This window comes from Mesorhizobium sp. P3_B5, assembly GCF_056402815.1.
In genome coordinates this window covers 17,080-33,028 of record NZ_JBFUGR010000016.1, presented here as the reverse complement: position 1 = coordinate 33,028, position 15,949 = coordinate 17,080, and the positions used below count along the sequence as shown (strand labels likewise).

Here is a 15,949-nt window from a genome sequence, read left to right as displayed (position 1 = left end):
TCAGTTCAAAAGACCATCCATCGAAATACCTGGCGTCTTGCCGGCGATCAGATCGGCGGTGATGCGGGCCGAGCCGTGCGACATGGTCCATCCGATATGGCCGTGCCCGGTGTTGAAATAGAGGTTGCGCAAGCGGCGGCGACCGAAGGCGGGCAAATTGTTCGGCGTCATCGGCCTCAGCCCCGCCCACATCTCGGCGCGGTTGTAATCAGCGCCTTCGGGGTAGAGCTCCTGCGTGACGCCTTTCATGAAAGCGAAATCGGCCGGCTTGTGGCTGGTGTCGTAGCCGGCGAACTCGGCCGTCGCGGTGACGCGGATGCGGTCGCCGAAGCGCGAGATGGCGACCAGATTGTGCTCGTCGACGGAAGCGATGGTCGGCGGGGCCGGGCGGTTGCCGACCGGAATGGTCAGCGAATAGCCCTTGATCGGATAGATCGGCAGGTTGATGCCGATCTTGCCGGCAAGCTTCGGGCTGTGGCTGCCGAGCGCCAGCACATAGGCGTCACCCCTAAAGGCGCCCTTGTCGGTCAGCACATGGGTGACGCCATCGCCCGACGTCTCGATGCCGGTGATCGTCGTTGCCGTGTGGATGGCGCCGCCGCGCGCAAGTACCTTCGCGGCCAGCGCCCGGGTGAATTTGGCGGGGTCGCCGGTCTCGTCGGTCGGGCAATAGATGCCGCCGGCGATCTTGTCCCTGGCCAAGGCCAGCGACGGGTCGAGCGCGACAACGCCGGCGCGGTCGAGCACTTTTATCTCCTGTCCGTCGGATTCGAGCAGCTTCATGTGCTCGACGCCCTTGTCGAGCGCCTGCTGGCTGCGGTGGAAATAGACGATGCCGCGATCGTTGCGGTCGTAGTCGATGTCCTCGTCGGCAATGACCTCGCGCAGGATGGTCTGGGAATAGGCGGCGAGGCGATGCTTGAGCAAAGTGTTGCGCCGCGCCTTGGCGGCCGTGCATTCCATCAGGAACAGCCACGACCAGGTGTACAGCCGCGGGTCGGCCGAGAATTTGAAGCGCAGCGCCTGGTCCTTCAGCAGCAGCGATTTCAGCAGGATCATCGGCGCGCGCGGCGACGACCAGACGAAGGAATGGCCCGGCGCGATCATCCCAGCATTGCCCCAGCTGGTCTCGGCGGCGACTTGTGGCTGGCGCTCTAGGAGCACCACGTCGTGGCCATCCTTCTGCAGCTGGTAGGCGGTGGTGACGCCGACGACGCCGCCACCCAGCACCACTATGCGCATGACGCCTCCGGAGATCGCAAAGTGAGTACACTTTAGGGTGTACGTCGCGGTCCGCAAGTGGAGACGCCAGCGGGACAGCGCCCCCCTCTGGCCTGCCGGCCATCTCCCCCACATGGGGGGAGATCGGCCGTCACGCCGCGTTTCGCCAATCGCCAACGTCGCAGGAACGAGCAAAGCGCTGGAACAGCCAATCTCCCCCCTCGTGGGGGAGATGTCCGGCAGGACAGAGGGGGGCGCGAAGGATCACCGCGATGGAAGCGACCCCGAAAGCACTTACCCCTTCAGCGCCTGCTCGAGGTCGGCGATCAGATCGTCGCCGTCCTCGATACCGGCGGACAGCCGCACCAGCGAATCGGAAATGCCTAATGCCGCGCGTTTTTCGGCCGGGATAGACCCATGCGTCATGATGGCGGGGTGCTCGATCAGGCTTTCGACGCCGCCGAGGCTTTCGGCCAGGGTGAACAGTTGCGTGCGTTCGAGGAAGCGCTTTGTCGCGGCGAGGTCGCGATCGAGCTCGACAGTGATCATGCCGCCGAAGGCGTGCATCTGCTGGACGGCGATGGCGTGCTGCGGATGGCTGGCGAGACCGGGATAGATGACCCGGCGCACGTCTTTGCGCGCCTCCAGCCATTGCGCGATCTTGAGACCGTTGGCGGAATGGCGCTCCATCCTCAGCGCCAGCGTCTTGATACCGCGCAGCGCCAGAAAGCTGTCGAACGGACCAGAAATGGCGCCGATGGCATTCTGCAGGAATTTCAGCTGGACGGCGAGATCCTTGTCGTCGCCAACCACGGCGACGCCGCCGACCATGTCCGAATGGCCGTTGAGATATTTGGTCGTCGAGTGGACGACGATGTCGATGCCGAGCTCCAGCGGCCGCTGGATATAGGGGCTGCAGAAGGTGTTGTCGGCGACCGTCAGCACCCCTTTCCGTTTGGCCAATGCCGCGACGCCTTCGAGGTCGACGATGCGCAGCAGCGGATTGGTCGGCGTCTCGACCCAGAGCATTCTTGTCTCCGGGCGGATCGCCGCTTCGACGGCAGCGAGGTCGGTGAAATCGACGAAGGAGACCTGCAGATTGGCCGAGCGCTTGCGCACCCGCTCCATCAGCCGGAACGAGCCGCCATAAATGTCGTCGGTGGCAACGATGTGGGCGCCGGCATCGAGCAGTTCCAGCACTGTGGCGATCGACGCCAGGCCGGAGGCGAAGGCAAAGGCGGCCGAGCCGCTTTCGAGATCGGCCACGGCGCGCTCGAAGGCGAAGCGCGTCGGGTTCTGGCTGCGGGCATATTCAAAACCCTTGTGCACGCCGGGCGACTGCTGGCCATAGGTCGAGGTGGCATAGATCGGCACCATCACCGCGCCGGTCAGCGGATCGTGGCTCTGGCCGCCATGGATGGTGCGCGTCGAGAAGGCCAGTCGGTTCTTGCCCGGTGTCTGTTCGGTCATCGTGCGCGCCTCAAATGGTTGATCAGGTCGATGCGGGTTATCAGGCCGACGAACTCGTCGCCATCGAAGATGATGGCGACCTCGTTGCGGTCGAACACCGGCAGCAGCGCATCCAGCGTCTGACTGGCCTGCAGCGTGTGCAGATTGGAGGTCATCGCCGTGCGCACCGGACCGTTGAAGCGCTCCCAGCGGCCGTCATGGGGACCATCGACCTTGGCCAGGATGTCGCTTTCGTCGACGATGCCGACCAGTCTGCCATTGTCGAGCACCGGCAGTTGCGACACATCCGAGCGGCGCATGCGGCCATAGGCGTTGAGCAGGCTTTCCTCCGGGCCGACAGAGACGGTGTCGCCGGTGCGATGCGAGCGCATGACGAGGTCGCGCAGATCGCCATGCTGCTCCTGTTCGGCCAGCCCTTGCTCGGCCAGCCAGAAATCGTCGAACACCTTTGACAGATATTTGTTGCCGCTGTCGCAGACGAAGGTGACGACCCGCTTCGGCACCGTCTGCTCGCGGCAATAGCGCAAGGCGGTCGACAAAAGCGTGCCGGAGGACGAGCCGGCCAGAATGCCTTCCTTCGACAGGAGATCGCGCACCGCCAGCATGCTCTGCTTGTCGGGGATGGAGTAAGCCTTTTTCACCAGCGACAGGTCGGCATTGGGCGGCACGAAATCCTCGCCGATGCCTTCGACGGTCCAGCTGCCGGCCTCTTCCAGCTTGCCGGTCTTGATCAGCGGCGCCAGCACTGATCCCACCGGATCGGCCAGGATCATTTCGGTCTTCGGCGAGACCTTTGCAAAATAGCGGCCAAGCCCGGTCAGCGTGCCGCCCGAGCCGACGCCGACGACCACCGCGTCGACGTCGCCTTCGAGCTGCGAAAAGATCTCCGGACCGGTGGTGGTTTCATGCGCCGCAGGATTGGCCGGATTGGCGAACTGATTGGCATAGAAGGCGCCGGGCACCTCGGCGGCGATCTTTTCGGCCATGTCCTGATAATATTCGGCATGGCCCTTGCCGACATCGGAGCGGGTCATGCGTACTTCGGCGCCGAGCGCGCGCAGATGCTGGATCTTTTCGCGCGACATCTTGTCGGGCACGACGAGGATGATGCGGTAGCCCTTGGGGATGCCGACCTGGGCAAGGCCGAGGCCGGTATTGCCGGCGGTCGCCTCGACAATGGTGCCGCCGCGCTTGAGCTTGCCCTCGCGCTCGGCGGCGGCGATCATGGACAACGCAATGCGGTCCTTGATCGAGCCGCCCGGGTTCTGGCTTTCGAGCTTGATGAACAGCCGGCACTTGCCGGTGTCGAACTTGGTCAGTTCAACGATCGGCGTCTGGCCGATCAGGTCGAGAACCGACGCATAGGGCGGACGCAGGCGCGACAGCGCGCCGTCAGGTGAAGCGGTTCTGTGCTCGCTCATGTCGAAGCTCCATGGTCAAGGCGAGCAACCGCCGGGGGCAAGCGGTAGCCTATCCTCTTCTCCTGCCCTTTGCAGTCGGAAAGAAGATAGATCATGCCAATCAACCGGCCAGATGCGGAATGAAATTCCGGGTTTCGAGCATGCGGCCGCTGCGGAGGGTTGACGGCAATCACGGTTGCGCAATCGTTCGAGGTTTGCCGAAGCCTCCTCGCGTTCGTCATCCTAGGGCGGAGCAGGAGCGAAGCGACGTTGCGGAGACCCTAGGATCCATGCCGGGACTCTTGAACGCCGCGACGGTGCAGAGTTTTGAAGTGCCAAGACGATCCTCATTCTCAACCGCCGTGTTCCTTGCCGCCCGTCACGGAATGGATCCTAGGGTCTGCGCCGCGTCGCTTCGCTCCTTGCTTCGCCCTAGGATGACGAAGGCATGGGTAGCTTGCTCAGGCGTCTACCCCAGCAGCTGCTTGCTCAGCCTCGCACACTGAACGCGAATGTCCGGGATGGCGTCGATCTCGAAGAAAGTCCCGCGCGTCAGCGGTCCGACGGCGAGGATCTTGGCCGATACCGACCCGTCGCTGGCGATGATTTCGCAATTGGCTGACACGTCGAGGCCGAGCCGCAGCGGGTCGGGCCGGGCCAGTCCACGGTCGACCAGCGAGCGCACCACGCTGTTCGAGGTGGTCGAGATGTCCCTGGCGATGCCGGTGCAATCATAGAGGCGGGCGGCTTCGAAGGTTTCGAGACGCTGCGTGTGGCGGGACTGGACTTCCACCGTATAGCCGTCGCCCGCCGTGATGCCGACGATACGCCCGGCGACGGGACGGATGCGGCCCTTTTGCACGGCCTCGGTGACGCGGGCATAGACCTCCGGCGCCATGCGATGCCGATGGATGTCCCACCAGGCCTTGGTGTGCTCGACAAAGCGGCGCTTGGCCGAGGACGGCCAGTTCTGCCAGATTTTCTGGTTGAACGGCCTGAGGCCGTCGACGACATCGCGCCAGTCGATACCGGCCTTCTGGTTCTCGCGGATCAGGTCGCGGAACCAGCCGACAAAGTAAGAAAGCTGGGTGCCGAGCGGAATGTCGGCGACATCGAGCTTGATCGGTTTGCCCTTGCGGTGCGGCGAAGGCAGCAGGCCGCGCCTGGACAAAGCGACGATCTCGCCGCGATGGCCGCGCTGTTCGAGCGCCAGGAAGGCATCGACCATGCTCAGGCCGGTACCCAGCACCAGCACTCGGGCTTGCGGATCGAGCGCGGTGTCGGCTTCCGACCCCATGCGGATGGCGTGGCCTTGCCCGGCGCCTGGCTCCTCGTCATGACCGGTGGCCAGCACGGCAAGATGGGCGACGACGCTGGTGCCATTGGCCAGTGCCACCTCGACCCCGGATGCGCTCGGCGCAATCGACAGGCTCTCCTCGCGGATCAGGCGCAAGCGTCCCGTCTGCTCTTCCCGCGTCTCGAGCTCGTCCAGCAATTCCTTGAGGTAGCGGGCATAGACGCTGCGCGGCGCATAGACCGGCGCCTGCTCCTGGGTTGCCAGGCCATTTTCGAGCAGCCAGCGCCAGAAATTGCCGGGATCGTCGGCATAGGCGCTCATGCCGGTGGCGGCGACATTCAGCACATGGGCGGAGAGCAGCGTGGAATAGGCCATGCCCTGGCCAAAATGCGGACGCTTTTCGATCAGCGTGACGCGCAGATCGGGATTGGGCGATTTTAAGAGATGCGCGGCCAGCACGACGCCGCTAGCGCCGCCGCCGACAATGATGATCGAATTGGGGATGATCGAATTGCCGCGCCCGGTCATGCGCGCACCAGCAGTGGTCGAAGGGTCAGGCCTGAACCTTCACCGCGATGTCCCTCGCGACCGTAAGGTCGTCGAGGGCGATGTCGCGCATCTCGGCGAGGCTGCGCTGATCGAGCACCTCGGCGATCGCCTGCCGGACCTCGAGCATCAGATGTCTGACTTGGCATGTCGCCTCATTGCAGTCTTCGCAGCGCTGATACTGGGTGCGGCTGGCGCAAGGAATCGGCGCCAGCGGCCCGTCGAGCACGCGCACGACATGGCCGACCTTGATTTCATCGGCCGGGCGGGCAAGACGATAGCCGCCTTCCTTGCCCTTGCGGCTCTGGACGAAACCGGCATTGCGCAATTCGCCAAGGATGGCGTCGAGAAACTTTTTCGGAATGTTGTTGCCGCTGGCGATATCGCCAACGAAGGCGAGCTGTCCGACCGGCAACTGCGCCAGATGGACGAGCGCCTTGAGGCCGTACTTACCCTTTTTTGTGAGCATAAACCGAACGTTTCTCTGTCCTGCGATGGTTTTTGACCATCGGTTGCGAAACGCCTGGCGTGCCTCCCCGCCGCGTCCAAGCTGCCACGACACATAAATTCTAGTGACATGATATACAAGCCGGGAAACGTTGATTTTGCTCGATTTTCAAGCCGCTGAGGCCGTTTTTGCCGGCCTTTGTGCCTTTGAGAGCACAGAAATGCGCTTGGCCGGCAGCGGGGCGACAAAGGGCGACGCGCCAGAAGTCCGATGCATGCCGCGAACGATCATGGTGATGCGGTGGTCGCTCATCGTCGCCTCCAATTCGTCAATGTCGATAAGACTACTATACTTAGCCCCGAAGACGCGGAAGGCGTTTTCAATTCCTTGGCTGTTTGGGGCATGGATTTGCCGAACGGGGGAGCGCGTTGGGAATTCTCGTTCGCGGCCGGCGGGCTAGAACATCAGATGCGGGAGCGGTTCGCCCAACCCAACCCGACCAGGCCGACCAGCATGGTCACGATGCCGATATAGAGCCATTGCGTCTGGTCGGTCATGAAGCTTCCCCGGACAATGCCGAGGCCCTGCAGCGACCACAGCGCGCCGATGGCCAGGACAAGCAACGCCAGCAGATTCCTGATCAGTCTCATCGTCGGCATTCCCTTCCCAAGTCGATCGTCAACTGCATCATGGCCGCGATGAAAATGCGAAAGGAAGCGATCCGGTCGCGTCTGCTGTTACTTGCATAGTAACGTTGAACCTTGCCGAAAACATCCCCGATATTGACATGATAATCACCGGAAATACGCCGGTCTATGGTTAAAAATTCCTGACAAACTGTTTCCTCGTGACTCCAAACGTGTGCTGCCGCCACGGAACTGCCAGACGTTTGCCGCATTTCCTGCCTTATTCGACACATAACGGCTGGGGTCTGTCAAAGAACGGAGCCAATCCCACAAATGAAGAAGAACAACCAGACCGCGCTTGTCGCGGTGACGATAGCGGCTGGCCTGATGGTCGGCGCTTCCGTCTCCCCCGCCGCAGCGCAATGCGGCCGTGCCTCCTGGTACGCACTGCACTCCCGGACCGCCTCGGGCGAGCGCATGAACCCGTCGGCGATGACCGCCGCGCACCGCACCTTGCCTTTCGGCACGAAGCTCAGGGTGACCAACAAGAACAACGGCCGCAGCGTCGTCGTGCGCATCAACGATCGCGGGCCGTTCATCAAGGGACGCATGCTCGACCTGTCGAAGGGCGCTGCCGGCCAACTCGGCTTCATCAGCTCGGGCTATACCGCCGTCTGCGTGGCCCGCATTTGACCTTTGTCGTGTCCAGCCCAGCCGGACACGACCTGCCCGCCAAGCGCCTTTCGCAACGCACAGTGAGCCGGCTCCGCTGTTCGAGACGGATTCTCAAGGCCTTAGACGAAATGAGGATATTTCACGCCAGGTGACGTATTGCATCGCAGCAATTAGTTGTTAACCTCGCCGCGAGATATTCAAGGATCGGCGCTGCTCGTCGTGCCTTTGGATCGCATGCAGCAGCGGGGTTCTTTATGTTCTACCAGCTCTACGAACTCAACCACGCTGCCTTGCAGCCCGCCCGCGCCTACGCGGATGCGGTGCGGATTTTTTACCGCAATCCGCTCAATCCGTTTTCGCATACATCCTGGGGCCGCTCGGTGGCGGCGACCGCCGAATTGTTTGAGCGCACCACGCGCCGCTACAGCAAGCCGCGTTTCGAGCTGACCAAGACCGTGGTCGACTGGAAAAATGTCGAGGTCACCGAAAAGACGGTGTGGTCGCGGCCGTTCTGCAATCTCCAGCGCTTCGAGCGCGCCGTTCCTGCCGGGCGCAAACCGGATCCGAAGCTCTTGATCGTGGCGCCGATGTCCGGCCACTATGCGACGCTGCTGCGCGGCACGGTCGAAGCGATGCTGCCCCATGCCGATGTGCACATCACCGACTGGGTCGATGCGCGCATGGTGCCGCTTGCCGACGGCAGCTTCGATCTCGACGACTATATCGACTACATCATCGACATGCTGCACGCGCTGGGGCCTGACACCCATGTCATGGCGGTATGCCAGCCTTCGGTGCCGGTGCTGGCGGCGGTGGCGCTGATGGAAACCCGCGGCGACCCCTTCGTTCCCTCGACCATGACGCTGATGGGCGGGCCGATCGATACACGCCGCAATCCCACCGCGGTCAATCTTCTGGCCAAGGAAAAGGGCATCGATTGGTTCGCCGACAATGTCATCATGAATGCACCCTGGCCGGTGCCCGGCTTCGGCCGCGAGGTCTATCCCGGCTTCCTGCAGCTTTCGGGCTTCATGAGCATGAACCTCGACCGCCACATCACTGCCCACAAGGACTTCTTCGTGCACCTGGTGAAGCATGATGGCGACAATGCCGAGAAGCACCGCGATTTCTACGACGAGTATCTGGCGGTGATGGACCTGACGGCGGAGTTCTATCTGCAGACGGTCGATACCGTGTTCGTCCGCCACGCTTTGCCGAAGGGCGAAATGATGCATCGCGGCGTCGCCGTCGATACGTCGGCGATCCGCAATGTCGCGCTGTTCACCGTCGAGGGCGAGAACGACGACATTTCCGGCCTCGGCCAGACCCAGGCCGCGCACGACCTTTGCCCCAACATCCCGGCTGAGCGGCACGCCCATTACATGCAGCCGGCGGTCGGCCACTACGGCGTCTTCAACGGCTCGCGATTCCGTTCCGAAATCGTGCCGCGCATAGTCGACTTCATCACCAGCTACGGCCGCCAGAACCGCGTCGCGGCAAAGCCCAGGCTGGTCCGCTCCGCCAAGGGCTGAAGCAAGAGCCACAGCACGCCAAGGTCACAGCGCGGAAGCGCTATCTTTGTTTTGAGCATGACCTTTCCGAAAACCAGTTCCCACTTTTCGGGATCATGCCCTGGCCACTGCCGAAACCGATCTGTTGCACAATAGACGCTGTCGGCCGGGTGCGGGTAACCATGCCAAGATTCTGGCTGTCGTCATAATTGACACGGAGTGTAAATCCCCCTTAACCTTTCGTTAACAACAAGGGCGAACGGGGACAATGATTTCCTCACCGATGGCACGGACGCTGCGCTTGTGTGCAGTCGCAGGGCTGGCGATTTCGGGATGCTGGGCTGGCCCGGCATCGGCGGCAGCGCCAATGGCAACCGGGGGGCCGACCTCGCAGCCGATCGGACACTATGATTTCTGCAAGGCCCATCCGGGCGAATGCTCGATCCGGCCGACCAACCTCGCTCCCGCCGCCATGACCGACGCGTTCATGCGCAAGCTGATCAGCGTCACCGCGCAGGTCAACGCCGCCGTCAAGCCGATGAGCGACTACGACATTTACGGCAAGGACGAGGTCTGGGCCTATCCCGACAAGGGCGTCGGCGACTGCGAGGACTATGTCCTGGAAAAGCGCCGCGACCTGAACCGCCTGGGCGTGTCCCTGGCCGACCTTCTGATCACCGTCGTGCGCAAGCCGGACGGCGAAGGCCATGCGGTGCTGACTGTGCGCACCGACAAGGGCGACTACATCCTCGACAATCTGACCGACAAGGTCCGCTCGTGGGACCAGACCGGTTACCGCTTCCTCAAGCGGCAGGCGATCGACAACACCGGCCGCTGGGTTTCGATCCGCGGTGGCCAGCAGGTTCTGGTCGGCGCGGTTCAGTAGCGACCTGCGGCTTCCACCGTTTCGACCGCTCAGGCGCGCCTCATCGCCATCCGAAAATTTTCTGCATTCTCCGTGAACCAATTCATCTCGGCCAACGACACATGGCTGTAGACGGAAACCAACCATGGAGAATTCAGATGACTGCACTTTTGCGTAATGCCTTTCTCGCCGCCATTGCGGTATCGGCCCTGGCCGGATCCGCTTTGGCGGATCAGACCATCACCTGTTCCAACACCCAGACCAACGACCCGTGGGCCGGCCGCTGTTGCAACGCCGGCGACTCGAACTGCCTGGGCGGCGGCAACAATGGCCACGAGCATGGTAATCCGGGAGGTCGCGGTGGCCCTAACGGCCCGGCCGGCGCAAAGTAATCGCGCCATGCCCGCTGGCTCCCCGCCGGCGGGCATCGCTTTCAGAGTGAAATAGACGTCCGGCGCGAGTGGGCTGACGTGGCTGTCAGACTTAGGCCGGCCGGCCCAGCGCCGCGCGGATCGACGCGGTGATGCGGCGCAGCTCGGCTTCGTCGAGTTTTTCGATGTTTTCGGCCAGCAGATTGGCGAGTTCGGTGGCGGCGGGGGTGAGACCCGACGTGTCGATCCTGACGCGCGGATGCGAGCCCTCGGCCAGCCGCGCCAACTCCTCCGCATCGTCCCAGATGACATTGAAATAGCCGATGATCTTCTGGATCAGCGTCCAGGTCGGCGCGCCGCGGCGGCCATGCTCGAGCGCCGACAGATAGGCGGCGCTGACGCCGATGGCCGAAGCCATGTCCTTCTGGCTGACACCACGTTCCTGCCGCAGCGACCGCAGCTTTTCGCCGAACGGGGTCACGGCCACGCCCTCATCAGCGCAGCCGCCGCAAACGGATGTAGAGCGCGCCCGAGCCGCCATGGTTGCGGGCGGCATGGTCGTGGCTGGAGACCAGCGGCCGGAACGCCGGCGTCGACAGCCAGGCCGGCACGGCGCGGCGCAGCACGCCGTCGCCGCCCGACGACGAGCCCTTGCCGGTGATAACAAGGACATAGCGGATGCCGCCGGCATGTGCCCGGTGTAGGAACGAAAACAGCAGCGAATAGGCCTCGTCCTGGGTCATGCCATGCAGGTCGACGCGGCCTTCGATCGGCAGCCGGCCCTTCTTCAACTTGTCCAGTGTCGGCTCGTCGAGCGCATGCGAGATGTGCTGCGGCTTTGGCTTTGACGCCAAAGCGGGGCTGGCGGCGGCATGAGCCGGCGGCGCGGCAGGCTTCGCGTCGACGCCGAAATCCGGAATGTCGACGGCGGTTCTGCCCCTGAGCGGCTTGGCGGTGCGCGCCACCAGGTTCCACAGCACCCGGTCGTCCTCACTCAGCCTGTCCGTCTTGCGGGTCATCGATTCGCCCCCGAAACAAGCGGACGCGGTAGCAGCGCATAGAAATCGGCGGCGTTGCGGACGACGCCGGCGATCTCGCCGGCCGCATCGCCCGATCCGGCGAAAAGATCGCCTCGCGCCGGCCCGGTGATGGCCGAGCCGGTGTCTTGCGCGATCATCAGGTGCCGGAACGGTTTGGCGTCGAAAGCCATCAGCGACGGCGCGTCGATGTAGAACGGCGTGCCGAACGTGTGCAGCAGCCGGTCGACCGCGACCGAGCGGCCCGGCGTCAGCGGAACCTTGGCGGCGGCGATTGGCCCGAGCGTCGCGTCGTCGACCGCCGCTTCACGGAAGAAGATAAAAGAACGGTTCTGCCAGAGGATCTCGTCGATGCGATCCGGGTGCGCTTTGAACCAGGCGCGGATCGACTGCATCGTCACTTTTTCCAGCGGGATCTCGCCGGTTTCGCTGAGAATCTTGCCGGGGCCGGTAAAGCGTTGGCCGGATTTGGCGGCATAGGTGATGCGGCGCAGCCGGCCGTCGGTCATCTTCAGCCGGGCGGCACCTTGAACATGGATGAAGAAGGCATCGACCTTGTCGGCCAGCCAGGCAATTTCCAGACCCTTGCCGGCAAGCGCGCCGCGCTCGATGGCGCCACGGTCGTAATACTCCGCTGGCCCGTCGGCGCGCGCGAAGGCGAGATAGGGATCCATGCCTGGGGGACGATTGGCGTCGTCAATGTCGATGAGATCGGCCGGGCGCGACAGCAGCGGCACCGTGAACTGCTGCGTGCGCACCGGCGAGGCATCGACTTGTGGCTCGTAGAAACCGGTGACGAGGCCGGAGCCGCCGTTTTCGGCGTCGATGCGGGCCGGAATGAAATGGCGTTCGAAGAAAGCGCGCGCCGCGTTTCGATTCGGCAGCGAAATGGTCCGCGCCTCATCACAGGCGGCGGCAAAGGCGCTGAAGTCGACGCCGAGTGAGCCCGAGCGATAGGGCCTGGTCAGGACATGGACGGCCGAACGGCGAAAGGCGACAAAGGCCTGGAGATGGTCGTCATCGCCCCAGCCGGGGAGATCATCGAAGGATTTTACCTGGAAAGACCGCGATAGCGACACGACCTGGCCCGCCGCCGCTGGAATTCAGTCTTCTTCTTCGGTGGCGACGAGCTTCCAGTTCGGATCGCGCGAGCGCGTGTCGCGGGCAAACGTCCAGACATCCTTGACCTCGGCGACCGTCTCGGGATCGCCGTCGATGACCGCACCGGCCTTGTCGCGGGTCGCCGAAATCAGTTCGCTGATGATGCGCAAGGTGACATGGGCCTCGCCGCCCTTCATTTCGGCGGAGACGATGTCGGCCTTGTCGATGCCGACGAAGGAGGACTGGATCTTTTCCGATTTCGCCTCGCGGTCGCCGATGGCGGCGACGAAGCCGTCAAAGACCTCGCGCGACAACAGGTTCTTAAGCGTCTTGCGGTCGCCATCGGCATAAGCCATGACGATCATCTCGTAAGCCATCTTGGCGCCGTCGACGAAGGTTTTGGGCTCAAAGGTCGGGTCGTTGTCCTTGATCGTGCGCAGGCCCTTGTTGAGGTCGGTGTCGGGCTTGGCGAAGGCATCGATGGCGGCATAGGTGTCGCCAACCGGTTCACCCGGCGCCCGCTTGCGCGGCAGCGAGACCACATTCTCGGGTTTCTGGGGGGCATCCTTGTCGGCGGCGCGGCCCGCCGTATAGGGATCGAAGGGCGGGCGTTCGCTGCCCGTGCGGCGACCGAGCACATTGCGCAGCTGGAAAAAGATCACCACTGCCGCGATCAGAAAGAAAATTGTGCCGAAGTCGAAAAATCCCATATCTTCCGCCAATCAATCCCTGTCCTGGCCGGACCCCCGGCCAATCAACAGGCCGCGGTCGCATAGCGTTCAACATTCAAAGCATATAGAACGCAAGGCGCCATCATTCAAATCAAAGGCAGGCATACCTATCTAACGGGCTCAGTGCCAGCGGCGATTGCTCGCCGACCGGCAAAACACGGAACCGATCGGTCAAGACTTGCGTATTTCGTTCCTTCCCCTGTTCCTGCTGGCGCTTCCGTTGCTGGAAATCGCCGGTTTCGTCGTTGTCGGCCGCCAGGTCGGCGCGCTGGCGACGGTCGGCCTGGTGCTGGCGTCAAGCGTGGCCGGCGCCCTGCTGCTCCGGTACCAGGGCTTTGGCGTCATGACCCGCGTGCGCACTGAGATGAACGCCGGACGCGATCCAAGCCGGCAACTGGCGCATGGCGTAATGATCGTGCTGGCGGCAATCCTGCTGATCATCCCCGGTTTCATCACCGACATCTTCGGCATTTTGCTGTTCCTGCCGCCGGTCCGCGACCTCGCCTGGCGGCTGTTGAAAAGCCGCGTCGTGCTGGCGACCGATTTCAGCACCGGCGGTTTCCGCACCCGGCAGCGCGGCAAGACCATCGATCTCGAGGACGGCGACTATTCGCGCGCCGACGACTATGGCCGTGGACCCGATCACAATTCGCCCTGGCGCCGCCTGAAGGACGAATAGATCGTCCCTCGACCGCTTCGAGAAGCAGGCGGCAAACCTTGTCTTGTCATGCCGACCATGGTAGCGAACGCCCGATTTCAATTCGGGCCGCATCGTCGCCCAGGCAAAAGGACAACGGCTCATGGCCAGCAAAGATGACGCGCCGGTCGGCGCCGCCAACGGCAACGGCGAGACAAGCCAGCCCTCGCTCAACGTGCTCGCCCAGTATGTGAAGGACCTGTCCTTCGAAAGCCCCGGCGCCCCCAATTCGCTGCGCGGCCGCGACAAGGCCCCCGGCATCGCCATCAACGTCAATGTCAACGCCAACCCGCTTTCGGACAAGCAGTTCGACGTCAATTTGACGCTGAACGCCAAGGCTTCCTTCGATCAGGAAGTGCTGTTCAATGTCGAGCTGGTCTATGGTGGCGTGTTCGCCATCGCAGGTTTCCCGCAGGAGCATATGCTGCCGATCCTGTTCATCGAATGCCCGCGGCTTTTGTTCCCGTTCGCCAGGCAGATCATTGCCGAAGCGACCCGCAATGGCGGCTTCCCGCCGCTGATGCTCGACCCGATCGATTTCGCGCAGATGTTCCAGCAGAAGCTGGCCGAAGACCAGGCGGCGTCGAAGGTCAAGGTCAGCTGAGGCTGCCCTGCACGGTGATTTGAAAAGCCCGGCCTTGTGCCGGGTTTTTTGTTTGAGACGCTGAGGGACAGCGAATCCTTCTAGGTTGCCGATGCCCTCCTCTCCCTTCGTCATCCTAGGGCGAAGCAAGGAGCGAAGCGACGCAGCGCAGACCCTAGGATCCATGCCGTGAAATTGATCGTAGGATGCAGCGGATCAGAATCGCGCTTGTCCTTGCATCAACGCTCGCTACCCTGAAACCCTGACCGGCTACGTCTATATGACCGCGAGTCAGAAACGCGGCACGATCTATATCGGCGTCACCAACGATCTTGGCCGACGCATGCCGGAGCACAAATCCGACCAGGGCGCGGGTTTCACCAGCCGATACGGTGTACAACGGCTAGTCTGGTACGAGGAATTTTTCGACATTGCCGATGCCATCCAGCGCGAGAAGTCGCTGAAGCGCTGGCCGCGTCAATGGAAGATCGAGCTGATCGAAAAGGCCAATCCGGAGTGGTTTGAGCTCTTTCGTGGAACCGGGTGGTAGGCGCTCGGTTTCTTGCACCGCCGGAGCACTGCACGACTGTCACGGCATGGATCCTAGGGTCTGCGCCGCGTCGCTTCGCTCCTTGCTCCGCCCTAGGATGACGAAGACGCGGCAACCTTCAGCCACAGCGCCTTTTCGCCGAGCGTCCCGACCATGCCGGCATGCGCGGCGCGTTCGGCGTCGGTCAGGCGCGGGGCCAGCGGCACCGGGCGGGCGCCGATCGAGATGTCGATATAGGCGACATCCGACCTGCCGGCAGAGGGCGATGCCACGCTGTCGAGGATGAGCGCGGCCTGCTTGCCGCCGATGAGTTCGATATAGACCTCGGCCAGCAGTTCCGAATCGAGCAAGGCGCCGTGCTTGGTGCGATGGCCATTGTCGATGCCGTAGCGGCGGCACAGCGCATCCAGCGAATTGGGGCCCATCGGATGCTTGCGGCGCGCCAGGGCCAGCGTGTCGACGACCAGCCCATTGTCGATGACCGGGTGACCCAGCCGGCCGAATTCGACATTGAGGAAGCCAATGTCGAAAGTGGCGTTGTGAGCAACAAGCTTGGCGCCGTCGGTGAAGGCCAGCCACTCCTCGGCAATCTCGGCAAAGGTCGGCTTGTCCTTCAGGTCCTCCGCACTGATGCCGTGCACCGCCTGCGCTTCGGCGTGAACCGCGCGTCCCTGCGGATTGATGAATTTGTGGAAGGTGCGTCCGGTCGGAAAGCGGTTGACCAGTTCGACGCCGCCAAGCTCGATGACGCGGTCCTCGCGGGAATCGAGGCCGGTGGTTTCGGTATCGAAGATGATCTCGCGCATCGAATCAGTCTGCT

18 protein-coding genes are annotated in these 15,949 nt (G+C 63.1%); 7 read left to right on the top strand and 11 right to left on the bottom strand.

Annotated features, from left to right (window positions below; all coding sequences use genetic code 11):
- The 6 genes from AC1DVW_RS26405 to AC1DVW_RS26380 all read right to left on the bottom strand — a co-directional run bounded on the left by AC1DVW_RS26405 (nucleotide 1) and on the right by AC1DVW_RS26380 (nucleotide 7,032).
- Nucleotides 1-1,242 (bottom strand): D-amino acid dehydrogenase, encoded by a 1,242-nt coding sequence (locus AC1DVW_RS26405; protein WP_477327036.1) that lies wholly within the window; start codon nucleotides 1,240-1,242, stop codon nucleotides 1-3.
- Nucleotides 1,243-1,515: 273 nt separating this feature from the next.
- On the bottom strand, nucleotides 1,516-2,691 hold the full coding sequence (locus AC1DVW_RS26400) for a trans-sulfuration enzyme family protein (RefSeq protein WP_477327034.1): 1,176 nt from the start codon (nucleotides 2,689-2,691) through the stop codon (nucleotides 1,516-1,518).
- A complete protein-coding gene (locus tag AC1DVW_RS26395) occupies nucleotides 2,688-4,112 on the bottom strand; it encodes a pyridoxal-phosphate dependent enzyme (protein WP_477327032.1) in 1,425 nt (474 codons plus the stop codon). Before AC1DVW_RS26395 ends, AC1DVW_RS26400 begins: the two co-directional genes overlap by 4 nt.
- 448 nt (nucleotides 4,113-4,560) lie before the next feature.
- Nucleotides 4,561-5,916, bottom strand: a complete 1,356-nt coding sequence (locus AC1DVW_RS26390; RefSeq protein WP_477240192.1) for an FAD/NAD(P)-binding protein — start codon at nucleotides 5,914-5,916, stop codon at nucleotides 4,561-4,563.
- Between the two features lie 25 nt (nucleotides 5,917-5,941).
- Nucleotides 5,942-6,403 (bottom strand): RrF2 family transcriptional regulator, encoded by a 462-nt coding sequence (locus AC1DVW_RS26385; RefSeq protein ID WP_477240190.1) that lies wholly within the window; start codon nucleotides 6,401-6,403, stop codon nucleotides 5,942-5,944.
- Nucleotides 6,404-6,846: 443 nt separating this feature from the next.
- Nucleotides 6,847-7,032, bottom strand: a complete 186-nt coding sequence (locus AC1DVW_RS26380) for a hypothetical protein (protein ID WP_477240188.1) — start codon at nucleotides 7,030-7,032, stop codon at nucleotides 6,847-6,849.
- Between the two features lie 309 nt (nucleotides 7,033-7,341).
- Here AC1DVW_RS26380 and AC1DVW_RS26375 point away from each other — a divergent pair, with 309 nt between their 5' ends.
- The 4 genes from AC1DVW_RS26375 (at nucleotide 7,342) to AC1DVW_RS26360 (ending at nucleotide 10,451) form a co-directional block, all read left to right on the top strand.
- On the top strand, nucleotides 7,342-7,701 hold the full coding sequence (locus AC1DVW_RS26375; protein WP_477240186.1) for a septal ring lytic transglycosylase RlpA family protein: 360 nt from the start codon (nucleotides 7,342-7,344) through the stop codon (nucleotides 7,699-7,701).
- A 236-nt stretch (nucleotides 7,702-7,937) separates the two neighbouring features.
- Complete coding sequence (locus AC1DVW_RS26370; RefSeq protein ID WP_477240184.1) at nucleotides 7,938-9,215, top strand: polyhydroxyalkanoate depolymerase; 1,278 nt, start codon at nucleotides 7,938-7,940, stop codon at nucleotides 9,213-9,215.
- Between the two features lie 247 nt (nucleotides 9,216-9,462).
- Complete coding sequence (locus AC1DVW_RS26365) at nucleotides 9,463-10,080, top strand: transglutaminase-like cysteine peptidase (RefSeq protein ID WP_477270144.1); 618 nt, start codon at nucleotides 9,463-9,465, stop codon at nucleotides 10,078-10,080.
- A gap of 137 nt (nucleotides 10,081-10,217) precedes the next feature.
- Nucleotides 10,218-10,451 carry a hypothetical protein gene (locus AC1DVW_RS26360; RefSeq protein ID WP_477327030.1) on the top strand — a complete coding sequence of 78 codons (234 nt, stop codon included), beginning with the start codon at nucleotides 10,218-10,220 and terminating at the stop codon, nucleotides 10,449-10,451.
- Nucleotides 10,452-10,542: 91 nt separating this feature from the next.
- Here the strand turns inward: AC1DVW_RS26360 and AC1DVW_RS26355 are convergent, their stop codons facing one another.
- From AC1DVW_RS26355 to AC1DVW_RS26340, 4 genes are read right to left on the bottom strand one after another with little or no spacing between them, the layout of a single operon-like run.
- Nucleotides 10,543-10,911, bottom strand: coding sequence for a helix-turn-helix domain-containing protein (locus tag AC1DVW_RS26355; RefSeq protein ID WP_477327107.1), 369 nt, complete (start codon nucleotides 10,909-10,911; stop codon nucleotides 10,543-10,545).
- A gap of 13 nt (nucleotides 10,912-10,924) precedes the next feature.
- Entirely contained in the window at nucleotides 10,925-11,449 is a 525-nt protein-coding gene (locus tag AC1DVW_RS26350) for a Smr/MutS family protein (protein WP_477327028.1), read from the bottom strand.
- Nucleotides 11,446-12,546 (bottom strand): murein transglycosylase A, encoded by a 1,101-nt coding sequence (gene mltA / locus AC1DVW_RS26345; RefSeq protein ID WP_477327026.1) that lies wholly within the window; start codon nucleotides 12,544-12,546, stop codon nucleotides 11,446-11,448. Before mltA ends, AC1DVW_RS26350 begins: the two co-directional genes overlap by 4 nt.
- 24 nt (nucleotides 12,547-12,570) lie before the next feature.
- Entirely contained in the window at nucleotides 12,571-13,278 is a 708-nt protein-coding gene (locus tag AC1DVW_RS26340) for a Tim44/TimA family putative adaptor protein (protein WP_477240172.1), read from the bottom strand.
- 199 nt (nucleotides 13,279-13,477) lie between these two features.
- Between AC1DVW_RS26340 and AC1DVW_RS26335 the strand changes: the two genes are divergently transcribed.
- From AC1DVW_RS26335 to AC1DVW_RS26325, 3 genes are all read left to right on the top strand, one after another.
- Nucleotides 13,478-13,978 carry an FxsA family protein gene (locus AC1DVW_RS26335; RefSeq protein WP_477327024.1) on the top strand — a complete coding sequence of 167 codons (501 nt, stop codon included), beginning with the start codon at nucleotides 13,478-13,480 and terminating at the stop codon, nucleotides 13,976-13,978.
- Between the two features lie 121 nt (nucleotides 13,979-14,099).
- The gene (secB, locus tag AC1DVW_RS26330; protein WP_477327022.1) at nucleotides 14,100-14,600 is read left to right on the top strand and encodes a protein-export chaperone SecB; all 501 of its coding nucleotides are present in this window, start codon (nucleotides 14,100-14,102) and stop codon (nucleotides 14,598-14,600) included.
- A 241-nt stretch (nucleotides 14,601-14,841) separates the two neighbouring features.
- Nucleotides 14,842-15,129 carry a GIY-YIG nuclease family protein gene (locus AC1DVW_RS26325; protein WP_477327105.1) on the top strand — a complete coding sequence of 96 codons (288 nt, stop codon included), beginning with the start codon at nucleotides 14,842-14,844 and terminating at the stop codon, nucleotides 15,127-15,129.
- 92 nt (nucleotides 15,130-15,221) lie between these two features.
- Here AC1DVW_RS26325 and dnaQ read toward each other — a convergent pair whose 3' ends face one another.
- Complete coding sequence (dnaQ, locus tag AC1DVW_RS26320) at nucleotides 15,222-15,935, bottom strand: DNA polymerase III subunit epsilon (RefSeq protein WP_477327020.1); 714 nt, start codon at nucleotides 15,933-15,935, stop codon at nucleotides 15,222-15,224.
- Between the last annotated feature and the right edge of the window lie 14 nt (nucleotides 15,936-15,949).